Origin of the sequence: Pseudomonas sp. IT-P4 (assembly GCF_949767755.1) — a bacterium.
In the GTDB taxonomy this organism is placed as follows: Bacteria; Pseudomonadota; Gammaproteobacteria; order Pseudomonadales; family Pseudomonadaceae; genus Aquipseudomonas; species Aquipseudomonas monachiensis.
In genome coordinates, this window is record NZ_CATKPX010000067.1 from 49,332 (window position 1) to 63,958 (window position 14,627).

Here is a 14,627-nt window from a genome sequence, read left to right on the forward strand (position 1 = left end):
CCCATTCACGTTGTTGGAGAGAAGGGCCGCTTTGCGGCCCAACGGGAGCAAGCTCCCTCGCCACAGGGTTCGGTGCCGGGTTCAGGTTTTGCTTGCAGGTTTTGCCCTGCGCTTGGTGCCGCTTGCTGGTTTACGCGGGGCGCCTTTTCGTTTTTTCTTCCAGGGGGCTGCAGCGGAGCCGCCGGGCGGTGGGCCGCTGATGGTCAGGCTCAGCCCGGCACAGCGACTGACCTGCTTGCTCATCCAGGCGGCCTGTTTGGTGACGAACTCTTCCAGGCTCATTTCGCCGCTTTGCACCATGTCCAGGGCCTGCTCCCAGATCGCCGTGGTACCCGGATCGGCGATGGCCCGCGGTACCGCGTCGATCAGGCTGAACGCGGCCGGCGTGGCGGCCAGGGCCTTGCCGTTCTTGACCAGGTAACCACGGTCGAGCAGGCCCTGGATGATCGACGCACGGGTCGCTTCGGTGCCGATGCCGGTGGTGTCCTTGAGCTTTTGCTTGAGCAGCGGGTCTTGCACCAGTTTGGCGACATTCTTCATGGCCTTGATCAGGTCGCCTTCCGTGAACGGCTTTGGCGGTTGCGTCCACAGGTCCTTGAATTGCACGCCGGCCACTGTGCAATCGATGCCTTCGGCCAGGTTGGGCAGTGTCTGCGGTACCGGGGCTTCGCGCCCCTTGGCCGGAGCCAGCGCTTCGGGCAGGGCGCGTTTCCAGCCCGGCTCGATGATCTGCTTGCCGACAGCGCGCAGGGCCTCGCCGGCACAGTCGAAGTCGGCCTGGGTGCGATCGTATTCGTGATTGGGCAGGAACTGCGCCAGGTATCGCGCGCGGATCAGGGTGTAGACCGCACGCTGTTTGCCCGCCAGCTTGTCGAGATTCTTTGCCGCAGAGGTGGGGATGATGCCGTGGTGGGCGCTGACCTTGGCATCGTTCCAGGCCCGTGAGCGCCGTTGCGGATCAAGGTGATCGTGCAAGGCGTTCAGCGCTGGATCGGCCTGGCGCAGTGCCGCCAGAATGGCCGGTGCCTCGCTGTGTTGACTGATGGGCAAGTAGCCGCAATCACTGCGCGGATAGGTGATGACTTTGTGGGTTTCGTAGAGCGCCTGGGCGATGTCCAGGGTTTCCTGGGCGCCGAGGCCGAGCTTCTTCGAGCAGACTTCCTGCAGGGTGCCCAGGTCGAACGGCAGCGGGGCCACTTCGCGCATCCGTTCGGTGCGCAGCTTGATCACCCGCGCACAGGCCGCGCCGCTCATGGCGGCCGCCGCTTGTTGCGCCAATGCCTGGTTCAGGCAGCGGTCCTGATCGTCGCAAAGCTGCGACGGCGCGCGCCATTGCGCCGTGAACGCGGTGCCGTTGTGCTGTAGCTGCACGTCGATGGCCCAATAGGGGACGGGCACAAAGTCGGCAATGCTGCGATCGCGATCCACTACCAGGCGCAAGGTCGGCGTTTGCACCCGGCCCACCGGCAACACGCCTTGATAGCCGGACTGGCGCCCCAGCAGGGTGAACAGCCGACTCATGTTCATGCCGATCAGCCAGTCGGCCCGGGAACGCCCCAGCGCCGAGTGATAGAGGCTGAAGGTCTCGCTCCCCGGTTTGAGCGCCGCGAGGGCCTTGCGAATGGACGCATCGTCCAGCGCCGACAACCAGAGGCGGCGGATCGGCCCGCGATAGCGGCAATGTTCCACCAGTTCCCGGGCGATCATCTCGCCCTCGCGGTCGGCGTCCGTGGCGATGATCAGTTCGCAGGCTTCACCGAGCAGGCGCTTGACCGCCTTGTACTGGCTGGCGGTACGCGGCTTGACGGTCATTTTCCATTTTTCGGGAATGATCGGCAGGTCCGCCAGCACCCAGCGCTTGTAGCGCGCGTCGTAGGCATCCGGCGGTGCGGTTTCCAGCAGGTGGCCGATGCACCAGGTCACCGTGACGTCCGTTCCCAGCCAGCAGCCATCGCCCCGGCGCCGGGCGCCGAGGACTGCCGCGATGTCTTTGGCCTGGGAAGGTTTTTCACAGAGGTACAGCCGCATAACCACCATCGTCGATCAATGTGCCAAGGGTGCACAGAATGGCGCTTGATGGGCGATGGAGCAATCTTTATCTGTATGGATGTACAGCTTTGTGTGTCGCTCCCGTTCGGCTGCGAAGCAGTCGCGAGGGTAAAACTTGGGTTATACCTGATAAATCGTGGTTTCAGGTTTTGGGGCTGCTGCGCAGCCCATCGCGGGCCAGCCACGCTCCCACATCGATTTGCAGGTCCATCACCGTCATGAGGAACGTTTTCCATGAAAAGCTCCGGTCCTAGTCCTGTCATCACCATCGCCGAGCAGCCTGGCTGTCTGCTGGTGAGATTTCACGGTATTCAAGTGGCCGCCTCGGCGCGGGCCCTGGTGTTGCTGGAGGCCAACTACCCGCCGGTGTACTACGTGCCGCGAGAGGACATCGACGAGAAGTATTTCGCCCGCACCGACCACACCAGTTATTGCCCGTACAAAGGCGATGCCAGCTATTTCAGCCTGCAGGTACCGGGACATGAAAGCGCCAACGCGGTGTGGAGTTACGAAGACCCCAAGGTGTCGGTGGAGCAAATCCGCGGTTACCTGGCGTTCTATCCGGATCAAGTGAAGTTCGAGTTGCTCGATGCCGAAGTTTGATTGTCGTTTTCAAGCGATAAAACAATCACGATTCAACGGTTTTTCCCCTGATCGGCAAATTCCGGAATGTCCTTCCACTCACACGGACATTCTGGATTGCCCCTCCATGGCTATTGCCAATCAGCTGTTACAAATATGACAATGCGAGTCATTACCATTCGCGAATTATTCCATCGTCATGTCCGCCAACGATTTATCCCTGCGCAGCGCCGTCAACGACCTGTATTGCGACCATCACGGTTGGCTCCAGGGCTGGCTGCGCAAGCGTCTGGGGAACGCGTTCGATGCCGCGGACCTGGCGCAGGACACCTTTGTCCGGGTAATCAAGGCACGCAGTGCGCTGGAGATCCGAGAGCCGCGGCCTTATCTGTCGATGATCGCCAAGGGCCTGTTGATTGATCTGTTTCGCCGCCGCTCGCTGGAGCAATCCTATCTTGACGCGTTGGCCGCCACTCCCGAACAGGAACAGCCGTCGCTGGAGGAGCAGGCGATCATGTTGCAAGCACTGATGGAGATTGATCGGTTGCTGCAAGGACTGGGGCCGAAGATCAAGCAGAGTTTCATCCTCTCGCAGTTCGATGGCCTGACCTACCCACAGATCGCCGAGCGGCTGGGCGTCAGCGTGCGTACGGTAAACAACCACATGGCCAAGGCCATGGAGCATTGCTGTCTGATGCAAATCCGGTTGCAACTCGGATGAGCCTGTCGCCCGCCGAACTCAAAGCGATCAGCAGCGCCGCGCAGTGGTATGCGCGGCTTCACTCCGGCGTTGCGACGGATGCCGATCAGGTGGCCTGGCGCGCCTGGCTGGCGGCTGATCCAGGGCATCACCAGGCCTGGCAGCGCATGACCGACGTCGGTGAGCAAATGGCTCGGGTTCCGGGGGCACTGGCTGCGCCGGCCTTGCGCGCAGCTGATCAATCCCGTCGCCAGGTGCTGCGCAGCGTGTTGGTGCTGGCGTCGGCAGGTTCCCTCGGGTGGTTGGGCTGGCGCAGTGAAGTAACCCGGGACCTGTTCGCCGACTACCGCACGGCAGTCGGCGAGCGTCGGGAATTTCGCCTGGCCGATGGCAGTTCGCTGCTGCTCAACACCGAGACGTCGGTCAACCTGCGATTCGATGGCCGGCAGCGGGTGCTGGAGTTACTGGCGGGGGAAATTTTCGTTTCGACCGCCGTCGACCCTGCGCAGCGACCGTTCAAGGTGGTCACTCGAGATGGCGAGGTCCGGGCGTTGGGCACGCGGTTTATCGTCCGCTCCCAGGCCCGCGGCAGCGAAGTGGCGGTGCTGGAAAAGGCCGTGGAGGTGAGCGTAGCGCTGTCGCAGTCGCGGCTGGAGGCCGGTCAACGCATGGCCTTTGGTCCCGCCGGGTTGGGTGTAGTGCAATCGAGCGATGCCTCGGTCGGGGCGTGGCGCCAGGGCAGCATTATCGCGATCAACCGCCCCTTGGCCGAGTTGCTGGCTGATCTTTCGCGCTATCGCAGGGGTGTTTTGCGCTGCGATTCGAACATCGCCGATCTGAAGGTATCCGGTGCTTTTCCGATTGACGACACGGACCAGGCGCTGGCCGCGCTGGAGAGTGGCTTGTCGTTGCGTGTCACCCGGTACAGCCGCTATTGGGTCAATGTTTCCGGCGGTGCCAAGAGCTGATCCGTGACGCCGATAAAAATAATTTCTGCTCCATTGCACTATTCGTGCGCATCGTTCGGCTCATCCCTCAATGGGTTTTTATTGATCGTTTGGGGGAGGGTAAGCATGTCTCGGGTGTACCAGCCAGGTCGTCTGGCGACCGCAGTGAAGTTCGGATTATTGGCGGTTACGACAACCGGTTTATGGTCTGCTGCAACGTACGCCGCGCCGGTGTCGGCGCAACAACAACGTTCGGTGCAATCCTTCGATATCGCGGGCGGCAGCCTGACTGAAGTCCTCAGTCGCTTTGCCAGCGCCGCAGGCGCGGCCATTTCGTTCGATGCGCGGCAGACCGAGGGTTTCAGTTCGCTCGGGCTCAAAGGCTTTTTCGGCGTCAGTGAAGGCTTCGCACGAATACTCAGTGGTAGCGGCCTGCAAGCCGAACCGCAGGGCAACGGTACTTACATCCTGCGGGCGGCGCCTGTGTCCGGTTCGGCGCTGGAGTTGGGCGCCACCAACATCAATGGGCAGGAACTGGGCGCGACGACCGAGAACAGCGGGTCTTACACCACCGGGGCGATCACCATCGGCAAAGGCGAACATTCCCTGCGGGAAACACCGCAATCGGTGACGGTGATGACCCGCAAGATGCTTGATGACCAGAACCTCAACACTATCGATCAAGTGATGGAGAAGACCCCGGGCATCACCGTCTACGACTCGACCATGGGCGGCAAATACTTTTATTCGCGCGGTTTTCGAATGTCCGGCCAGTACCAGTACGACGGCGTGCCATTGGACATGGGCAACCTCTACGTCCAGGCCGACAGTTTCAGCTCAGACATGGCGTATTACGACCGGGTAGAAATCCTGCGCGGTGCCGCCGGCATGATGAAAGGTGCGGGCGGCACGGCGGGCGGGGTGAACTTCGTGCGCAAACGCGGGCAAGCGATACCTCACACCGAGATCACCTTGTCGGGCGGCAGTTACGACAACTATCGCGCACAGGTCGACACCGGGGGCCCGCTGAACGATTCCGGCACCATTCGCGGCCGCGCCGTGATTGCTGAGCAGAGCCGGCATTATTTTGTCGACGATGCCAGTCGCAAGGACCAGGTGTATTACGGCGCGCTCGATGTCGATCTGAGTCCTGACACCACACTTGGGGTGGGCCTGGCGTACGAAGATGTCGACGCCAATCCATGCTGGGGCGGGTTGCCGCGCTACAAGGATGGCAGTGACCTCAAGCTCAGTCGCTCAACCTGCCTCGATCCGTCGTGGAACACCTGGCGCAGTAAACGCACCACGGTCTTCAGCGACATCAGGCACCAGATCAACGAAGACTGGGCATTGAAAGTCGCCAGCGTTTACACAACAAACACCCAGGACATCAAATATGCGTTCGCCTCCGGGGCGGTCACGCCTGGCATGGATACCACCGGTGTGCTGGGCAGCATGTACGACTACGATCAAGTCGACTACGGCATCGATGCCTACGTGGATGGCAAGTTCGATGGGTTCGGCCTGCAACACGAGCTGGTGGTGGGCTTCAATGCCAGTCGTTCGAACAAGAACGACTTCTACTCGGTGGCGTTTCTGCCGCAACGGCAAAATGTGTTCAATCCCGACAAGCATATCCCGGAGCCGGACGACAGTTTCTTCATCGACAACTCGTCCCGTGGCGGTCCGGTCGATAGCGTGACCAAACAGAGGGGCGCTTACTCGACTTTGCGCCTGAAACTGGCGGAACCGTTGACCTTCGTCGTTGGCAGCCGCGTTAGCTGGTACAGCTCCGATACCGATTCGGTGTTCATCAGGTCGGGTACCTCCGAGCACGCCAGCACCAGGGAAACGGGGCAGGTCACACCTTTTGCCGGGCTGTTGCTGGACCTCAATGAAAACCTCACGGCCTATACCAGCTATGCGGAAATCTTCACGCCCCAGGGTAACTTGCGGGCCGAAGACGGCTCTGCCCTCAAGCCTCTGGTGGGCCAGAGCTATGAACTGGGGATCAAAGGGGCGTGGTTCGACGGTCGCCTGAACAGCTCTTTCAATCTGTTTCGCACGATCCAGAAAGACCAGGCGCAAACCGACTACAACTCTTCCTGCCCATCCTCTGACGGCTATTGCTATGTCAATGCCGGCAAGGTCCGGGCCCAGGGCTTCGAGGCGCAAATCAGCGGTGAAGTCATTGAGCGATTGCAATTGCTGGCGGGTTACACCTACACCCAGACCAAGACCCTGGATGACATCGACACAAGCCTGAACGGCGCTGCGTTCAACAGCTATGTGCCTCGGCACGTATTGCGCATGTGGGGCGACTACGCCCTGAGCGGGTCTCTTGAGCGGTTCAGCATCGGTGCCGGTGTCAATGCCCAGAGCGATAACTTCAGGGTGTCACCGGTCAGCTCAGAGAAGATCAGCCAGTCGGGTTATGCCGTCTGGAACGCTCGCATAGGCTACCGCATCGATGACACCTGGTCGGTCGCGCTCAACGGCAACAACCTGTTCGACAAGCGTTACTACACCACCATCGGTACCGAGACGTTTGGCAATTACTACGGTGATCCACGCAACTTCATGGTGTCGGTCAGGGCCGGTTTCTGACGCTGCACAATCCCTGCAGGAGCGAGCAGGCTCGCTCCTGCAATGTCAGGTCAGTTTTTATCGAGATCGACGTTGCGCGTCTCACGCAAACAAATCATCCCCACCACCAGGCTCACCCCGGTGATCACCACCGGGTACCACAGCCCGTAGAAGATGTCCCCGGTGTACACCACCAATGCGAACGACACGGTCGGCAGGAAACCGCCGAACCAGCCGTTGCCGATGTGGTACGGCAGGGACATCGAGGTGTAGCGGATGCGGGTCGGGAACAGTTCGACCATCAACGCCGCCAGCGGGCCGTAGCACATTGCGGAGATGATGATCAGTGCGACGATCAGCGCCACGATCATCGGTTTGTTGATCTGCTGCATGTCCGCCTGTTGCGGGTAGCCGGCGAGGGTCACGGCACCGCGCAGGGCGGCTTCGTCGAACCCGTCGATCTTCACGTCACCGACGCTCACCTGCACGCCACTGCCGGCCGGGGCCGCTGCGCTCTGGTACGGCAGGCCCTGCTTGACCAGGAAGGTCTTGACCTTGTCGCACGGGCTGTCGAATTTCGCCTTGCCCACCGGGTCGAACTGGAAGGTGCAGGTGTCGGGGTCGGCCATCACGGTGATCGGTGCCTGGCGGCTGGCCTGGTCGATGGCCGGGTTGGCGTAGTGGGCCAGGGTCTTGAAGATCGGGAAGTACAGCGCGGTGGCCAGCAGCAGGCCGATCATCAGCACCGGTTTACGCCCGACCTTGTCCGACAGCCAGCCAAAGAAGATGAAAAACGGGGCACCGATGGTCACGCTGACAATCAGCAGACCGTTGGCCACCGCCGGGTCCATTTTCAGAAACTGGGTGAGGAAGAACAGCACATAGAATTGCGCGGCGTAGAAGGTCACCGCTTGCCCGGCATTGATGCTGAACAGGGCGATCAACACCACCTTGAGGTTTTCCCATTTGCCGAAGGAGTCGCGAATCGGCTGTTTGCAAAGCTTGCCTTCTTCTTTCATTTTCACGAAGGCCGGCGACTCATGCAGGCTCATGCGAATCCAGGTCGAGATGCCCAGCAGCACGATGGAAAACAGGAACGGAATGCGCCAGCCCCAGACTTCGAACTGATCGCCGGTGAAGTAGCGGCAACCCAGCACCACCAGCAGCGACAGCAGCAGGCCGAGGGTCGCGGTGGACTGAATCCAGCTGGTGTGGAAGCCACGCTTGCCGATGGGCGCGTGCTCGGCGACATAGGTCGCGGCGCCACCGTATTCACCGCCCAGGGCCAGGCCCTGGAGCATGCGCAGCACCACCAGGATGATCGGCGCCGCGATGCCGATGCTGGCGTAGGTTGGCAGCAGCCCGACGCAGAACGTCGCCAGGCCCATGAGGACGATGGTGGCGAGGAAGGTGTACTTGCGCCCGATCATGTCCCCCAACCGCCCGAACACCAGCGCGCCGAACGGCCGGACGATGAAGCCGGCGGCGAAGGCCATCAACGCAAAGATAAACGCCGTGGTGTCGTTGACCCCGGCGAAAAACTGTTTGCTGATGACCGCCGCGAGGGCGCCATAGAGGAAAAAGTCGTACCACTCGAAGACCGTCCCCAAGGACGAGGCGAAGATGACTTTCTGGGTTTCCTGGCTGGTGCCCGCGCTGCGCACGGCCTCCAGGGTTTGAACGTTCTCTGACATACCGGTATCCCTCACAGTGATTGTTTTTGTTGTTCCACTGGTGTTGCGTGTTCCTTGCAGGGGTGATGCTCGATGTCCGTGAATCTAATGCGGTCCTTGTGGGAGCGGGCTTGCTCCGGGCGGCGTTCCGACGAAAGCGTCGTGCCATTCAACATCAATGTGAATGATCCACCGCCTTCGCGAGCAAGCCCGCTCCCACAGGTGATGTGTTTACAGAAGGGTTGAGGATCATCTGCGCAGCCTTCTCGGCAATCATCAACGTCGGCGAGCAGGTGTTGCCCGAGGTGATGCGCGGCATGATCGAGGCATCGGCAATGCGCAGGCCGGGGATGCCATGGACCTTGAGTTGCGCATCGACCACGGCGTCGGCGTCATTGCCCATGCGGCAGGTGCCCACCGGGTGGAAAATCGTGGTGCCGATCCGCGCGGCGGCTTCGTGCAGTTGTTCCTCGCTTTGCAGGCTGTCGCCGGGCAGGTATTCCACCGGGTTGAAGGCGCGCAGGGCCGGGGCGGCGACGATGCGCCGGGTCAGGCGAATGGCGTCGGCGGCGACCCGCAGGTCTTCCGGGTGGCTGAGGTAGTTGGGTTGAATCAGCGGGGCTTCTTGCGGGTCGGCGGAGCGGATGTCCACCCGGCCACGGCTTTGCGGACGCAGATCGCAGACCGATGCGGTGAACGCCGGGAAGGCATGCAGCGGTTCGCCAAAGCGCTCCAGCGAAAGCGGTTGCACGTGGTATTCGAGGTTGGCTGACGTCTGCTCCGGCCCCGAGCGGGCAAAGGCGCCCAATTGGCTCGGCGCCATGGACAGCGGGCCGCTGCGGTCATACAGGTAGCGCAGGCCCATGCCCATCTTGCCCCACAGGCTGCCGGCAATCTGGTTCAGGGTGCGGGCATTTTCCAGCTTGTAGATCAGCCGTAGTTGCAGGTGATCCTGCAGGTTGCCACCAACGCCGGGTAGTTCATGGGCGACGCCGATTCCCAGCCGTTCCAGCAGCGGGCGCGGGCCGATGCCGGAGCGTTGCAGGATGCTGGGCGAGCCGACGGAGCCGGCACACAGGACGATCTCCTTGCGCGCCTTGAAGGTTCTCGCCTGGCCTTGCCAGCGGGCACTGACCGCCGAGGCGCGGCCGTTGTCCAGCAGCACGCGGTCGACTTCGACACCGGTCAGTACGGTGAGATTGGGGCGCTGGCGAATGGGTTTGAGAAAGGCCTTGGACGCGTTCCAGCGGATGCCGGCCTTCTGGTTGACCTGGAAATAGCCGCAACCTTCGTTGTCGCCCTGGTTGAAGTCATCGATGCTGGCGATGCCGCTTTGCTCGGCGGCGCTGCGAAACGCATCGAGAATCGGCCAGGACAGGCGCTGGCGTTCCACTCGCCATTCGCCCGCGGCGCCGTGAAATTCGGCGGCGCCGGCAAAGTGATTTTCACTCTGCTTGAACAGCGGCAACACGTCTTGCCAGCTCCAGCCAGGGTTGCCGTCGGCGGCCCAGCGGTCGTAGTCGCCGGCCTGACCGCGCATGTAGATCATGCCGTTGATCGAGGAGCAGCCGCCCAGCACCTTGCCGCGCGGGTAGCTCAGGGCGCGGCCTTGCAGGCCCGGTTGCGCTTCGGTCTTGAAGCACCAGTCGGTGCGCGGGTTGCCGATGCAGAACAGGTAGCCCACGGGGATGTGAATCCACGCATAGTTGTCGCGGCCGCCGGCCTCGAGCAGCAACACGCGATGCTGCGCATCAGCCGACAGTCGATTGGCCAGCAGACACCCGGCCGGCCCGGCCCCGACCACGATGTAATCGTATTCATCCAGGGGAGTCTGCATCCCTGACCTCGTGTTGTTGTTCTTGTTGTCTGTCATCCTAGTTGTTAGCTTTCGTCAAAAGAATGTTAGTTTTTGCGCAGCCGCTGTGCGTTTTTAAACAGCGTTCCGAACGGCAACGAACTAGGACGCTTCATGTTCGACTGGAATGACCTGCGTTTTTTTCTCGAATTGCAGCGCAGCGGGCGTTTGCTTACGGCTGCCCGTCGCCTGAACACAACCCACGCCACCGTGGCGCGGCATATCGAGGCCATCGAAAAAAGCCTCGGTACGGCGTTGTTCGTCCAGCATGCCCAAGGTTACGAGATGACCCCGGCGGGCGAGGCGTTGCTTAAACACGCCGAGGCGATGGAGAACGTGGCGCTGCTGGCCCAGGAGGAAATCACCCAGTCCACCGCGCCGTTGGGCAAGATCCGCGTCGGGGTAACGGAAGGGCTGGGCATCATGTTCCTGGCCAGTCGCATGAACGGTTTGTTCGAGCGCTATCCGGGGCTGGAGGTGGAGTTGGTGGCGGTGCCGCGTTTTGTCAGCATCCTCAACCGCGAGGCGGAAATCAGCATCCACCTCGAACGCCCGGCCGCCGACATGCTGGTCACCCGTAAACTCACCGATTATCGCCTGGCGCTCTATGCCAGCCAGGACTACCTCGACCGTTCACCGCCGTTGCGCACTCGTGAGGATCTGGGACGCCATGCGTGGATCGGCTATGTCGACGATCTGCTGTTCAGCCAGGAATTGATGTTCCTTAACAGCTTCTGTCGCAACCCGCGGGTGGTGTTTCACAGCACCAGCGTGATCGCCCAACAGCAGGCGGCGCGCTCAGGCCTGGGGATTGCCGTGCTGCCGTGCTACATGGCCAGTGCCGATCCCGGTCTGGTGCCATTGTTGCCGGACGAAAGCATCCAGCGCAGCTACTGGATCAGCACCCGCCGGGAGCTGCATAAATCGGTGCGGTTGCGGGTGTTGTGGGATTATGTGGTGGAGTTGTGTGAGCGGGAGCAACCCCTGTTGTTCGGCGAAAATCCCCCGTAGGAGCTGCCGCAGGCTGCGATTTTTTGACCTTGAAACATCAGAATCAAAAGATCGCAGCCTGCGGCAGCTCCTACGGTCGGCGGTGTTTCAAGGCGTGATTTCGAACGCCGTGCTGGCCAGCCGTTCACCATTCACCATGATGTGTACGGTGTGAACGCCCGCATAATGCCGGCGGGTGGTGAGTTCCTTGATCTGCTGGCCACGACAGACGGCTTCGACGGCGTTACCAGGCAGCGTCAGCGCCTTGAGCTTGAACACCTTCGCCGAAGTGCTGCCGTTGGCCTTGACGTAATCGATGGCGTAGTCGATCACCAGGCGTTGACTGCTTTCTACCGTGGATTTGACGGCAAACGACAATGTGATCTTTTCTCCCAGGCCAATCACCGGCGGTTCGACTTTCACATCAACGATCTCGACCTCAGGTTTGCCGCCCGCGCCGATGATCGCCAGTGCCCGCCGGTTGCCTTGTTTGATCAGGCTGCGCAGGGCGTGTTTGGCGATCCATGCGGTGTGCCGGTTGTCCAGCGACCAGCCTTCGATCAGGTCCAGCACCCAGTCGGGATGATCCTTGGTGATGTCGTTGAGGTGGTTGGCCACGGATTTGCGCACGTACAGGCTGGTGTCGGCCTTGAGGTTGTCGAGGATGTTCGCGGCCAGTGTCGGATCGGCCTGGATGGTCTCCAGCCGGAATGACCAGGGCAGGCGTGGCCGGCATCCTTCGCTGGCCAGACGCCGCACATGCTCGTTGTCGTCCAGCGACCAGGCATGCATCAGCTTGAGCGAACGCTCGAGGTCACGGCGCAGAAAGTGACGGATTGCGAACTCCGAAGAGCCAAAAGCGGTGAAGTACTTCAGCGCGTCCATCGACTGCTCGAACGCATGGGCGCCGTAGCTGGCGACGTAGTGCGGCAGGCACATGCTGACGAAGCCGCTGTTCAGGCGCGGTGCGAGGGCGCGCAGCACCTGCAGCGATGCCTCGTAGTCCAGGGGCAGTACGGTGTGCAGGCTCTCGCTGACCCGGGCCATGCGCTGCATGACGCTGAGATCCGCCAGGCCGGACCGGGCCAGCTTCAGGAAACGTGCGGCCTCGAATGATGGATAGACCGCGGTCATTTCACTGGCGATGTGCTGGAGGCGCTCGGTGTTGAAGATTTCCTTGAGGGCGGGGGCAGGTTGGTCAGTCATGGTGGTCCCTTTGAAGTTGTGGTTATTCCATCACACCGCGTTATCGTTCCGACGAAGAGGCCCGAATAGTCACCTCAATTCTTGCCCGCTTGCTCCTGCAGTTGATCCGACTCGAACAACCTGGCCAGTTCGACCCGCGCTTCCTGCGCCGTCTGCATCACTTTCACCGCGTCGTCATACACCGCATGCTGGGCTTCAAGCACCTCTTCGTCGTGCTGCTTGAAGCGTTTGATCCGCGCATCCGCCTGGGCCTGGGTCAGCCCCAGGCCGATCAGGGTTTGCCGGCTCATTTCCAGGCTCGAATAAAAGGTTTCGCGCACGGCGTGGGCGCCGACGTCCATCAGCCGGTGTACATGCTGGCGGTTACGGGCCCGGGCGATGATTTTCATGTGCGGGTAGAGCTTGCGCACCAGTTCCGCGGTCTTGATGTTGGTGTCCGGGTCATCGGTGGCGATCACGAAATACTCCGCTTCCCCGACCTTGGCCGCGTTGAGGATTTCCGGGCGCATCGGGTCGCCGTAGAACACTGGCACGCCACCAAAGCTGCGGGACAGTTCGATGGTTTCCACCGAGGTGTCGAGGGCCACGAACTTGATGTTCTGTGCGCGCAGAATCCGCGCAACGATCTGGCCCATGCGACCCATGCCGGCGATCACCACCCGTGGCGCGTCGGCGTCGATTTCGCGGAACTTCTCCGGCACTTCCACCGGTTGCACCTTCGGGCTGACCAAGCGTGCGCAAAGTAGCAGCAACAGCGGCGTCACGGCCATGGACAGGGTGATGGTCAGCACCAGCAAGTCATACAGTCCGGTGGCGAACAGCCCGTGGTCGCGACCGATCTTGAACACCACAAAGGCAAATTCACCACCGGCCGCCAACACGATGCCCAAGCGGATCGCACTGACCTTTTTCAAGCCTCCGGCCAGGCGACCGACCAGGAACAGCAGCGGCAGTTTGATCGCGATCAGCAGCAGGGTCAGGCCCAGCACCGCCACCGGCATGCTCAGCAACAGGCTCAGGTTTGCGCCCATGCCGACGCTGATGAAAAACAGCCCCAGCAACAGGCCCTTGAACGGTTCGATCTGGGCTTCCAGTTCATGGCGATACTCGGAGTCCGCCAGCAGCAGGCCGGCGAGGAAGGCGCCCAGGGCCATGGAAATGCCGACCAGCTCCATCAGCCATGCCGTGCCGATCACCACCAGCAACGCCGTGGCGGTGGAGACTTCAGGCAATGCGGTCTTGGTCACCACGCGAAACACCGGCCGCAGCAGATATCGCCCGCCGATCACCACCACGGCGATGCTGGCCAGCACTTGCAGGCCGTGGTTCAGGTTTTCGCTGGCGCTGGTGCTGTGATCGCCACCGGCAAGCAACGGCACCATGGCGATCAAGGGGATGGCGGCGATGTCCTGAAACAACAGGATCGCGAACGCCAGCCGCCCGTGGGGGCTGGTCAGTTCCTTGCGTTCAGCCAGGCTTTGCAGGCCGAACGCCGTGGACGATAGCGCCAGGCCCAGGCCCAGGACGATCGCGGTGTTCAACGGCTGGCCAAACAGCCACAGCGCCACCACGCCAATCACCGTGCCGGTGAGCAACACTTGCGCCAGACCCACGCCGAACACTGACTTGCGCATCACCCACAGGCGTCGCGGCGACAGTTCCAGGCCGATGATGAACAGCAGCAACACCACGCCGAGTTCGGAAATGTTCGCGACGCTTTGCGGATTGTCGATCAGGCCCAGCACCGACGGGCCGATGATCACCCCGGCAAACAGATAGCCCAGAACCGCCCCCAGTTGCAGGCGCTTGGCCAAGGGAACGATGAGCACGGCCGCCATCAGAAACACGACAGCGGCTTGTAGCAGGTTGCCTTCATGGGGCATGAGAAAACTCCAGGACTCGGTACTGCGGGGGTGACAAGAATAAAGGCTGAGCCCTTCGGCGTCAGCAAAACGCTCGGGCTTAGATGTTACAATTTGCATTAATTAGTTACATTTATAGAATTAGCTGATCAATCCAACGGTCCCTCTCGAGTAGTC

Annotated in this window: 10 protein-coding genes; 5 read left to right on the top strand and 5 right to left on the bottom strand. The window is 61.5% G+C overall.

Translation table 11 applies throughout. The features are described 5' to 3' along the window. Window positions 1–81: 81 nt before the first annotated feature. A complete protein-coding gene (locus ACM6IT_RS23420) occupies window positions 82–2,028 on the bottom strand; it encodes a DNA topoisomerase III (protein WP_414918775.1) in 1,947 nt (648 codons plus the stop codon). A gap of 255 nt (window positions 2,029–2,283) precedes the next feature. On the opposite strand from ACM6IT_RS23420, the gene ACM6IT_RS23425 reads away from it, so the two are divergent. The 4 genes from ACM6IT_RS23425 to ACM6IT_RS23440 all read left to right on the top strand — a co-directional run bounded on the left by ACM6IT_RS23425 (window position 2,284) and on the right by ACM6IT_RS23440 (window position 6,885). Next, window positions 2,284–2,652, top strand: a complete 369-nt coding sequence (locus ACM6IT_RS23425) for a DUF427 domain-containing protein (RefSeq protein WP_008046975.1) — start codon at window positions 2,284–2,286, stop codon at window positions 2,650–2,652. A 178-nt stretch (window positions 2,653–2,830) separates the two neighbouring features. Next, a complete protein-coding gene (locus tag ACM6IT_RS23430) occupies window positions 2,831–3,352 on the top strand; it encodes a sigma-70 family RNA polymerase sigma factor (protein WP_414913680.1) in 522 nt (173 codons plus the stop codon). Continuing rightward, on the top strand, window positions 3,349–4,299 hold the full coding sequence (locus tag ACM6IT_RS23435; protein WP_414918776.1) for a FecR domain-containing protein: 951 nt from the start codon (window positions 3,349–3,351) through the stop codon (window positions 4,297–4,299). The genes ACM6IT_RS23430 and ACM6IT_RS23435 overlap by 4 nt, the downstream gene beginning before the upstream one ends. Window positions 4,300–4,404: 105 nt before the next feature. Next, entirely contained in the window at window positions 4,405–6,885 is a 2,481-nt protein-coding gene (locus ACM6IT_RS23440; RefSeq protein WP_414918777.1) for a TonB-dependent siderophore receptor, read from the top strand. Window positions 6,886–6,935: 50 nt separating this feature from the next. Here ACM6IT_RS23440 and ACM6IT_RS23445 read toward each other — a convergent pair whose 3' ends face one another. Then, the gene (locus ACM6IT_RS23445; RefSeq protein ID WP_414918778.1) at window positions 6,936–8,558 is read right to left on the bottom strand and encodes an MFS transporter; all 1,623 of its coding nucleotides are present in this window, start codon (window positions 8,556–8,558) and stop codon (window positions 6,936–6,938) included. Between the two features lie 154 nt (window positions 8,559–8,712). Beyond that, window positions 8,713–10,374 (bottom strand): GMC family oxidoreductase, encoded by a 1,662-nt coding sequence (locus ACM6IT_RS23450; protein ID WP_414918779.1) that lies wholly within the window; start codon window positions 10,372–10,374, stop codon window positions 8,713–8,715. Between the two features lie 132 nt (window positions 10,375–10,506). On the opposite strand from ACM6IT_RS23450, the gene ACM6IT_RS23455 reads away from it, so the two are divergent. Further along, on the top strand, window positions 10,507–11,403 hold the full coding sequence (locus ACM6IT_RS23455) for a LysR family transcriptional regulator (protein WP_056727849.1): 897 nt from the start codon (window positions 10,507–10,509) through the stop codon (window positions 11,401–11,403). An 87-nt stretch (window positions 11,404–11,490) separates the two neighbouring features. Here the strand turns inward: ACM6IT_RS23455 and ACM6IT_RS23460 are convergent, their stop codons facing one another. Both ACM6IT_RS23460 and ACM6IT_RS23465 read right to left on the bottom strand, forming a co-directional pair. Beyond that, a complete protein-coding gene (locus tag ACM6IT_RS23460) occupies window positions 11,491–12,588 on the bottom strand; it encodes a DNA alkylation repair protein (RefSeq protein WP_414918780.1) in 1,098 nt (365 codons plus the stop codon). Between the two features lie 74 nt (window positions 12,589–12,662). Next, complete coding sequence (locus tag ACM6IT_RS23465; protein WP_056727846.1) at window positions 12,663–14,471, bottom strand: monovalent cation:proton antiporter-2 (CPA2) family protein; 1,809 nt, start codon at window positions 14,469–14,471, stop codon at window positions 12,663–12,665. Between the last annotated feature and the right edge of the window lie 156 nt (window positions 14,472–14,627).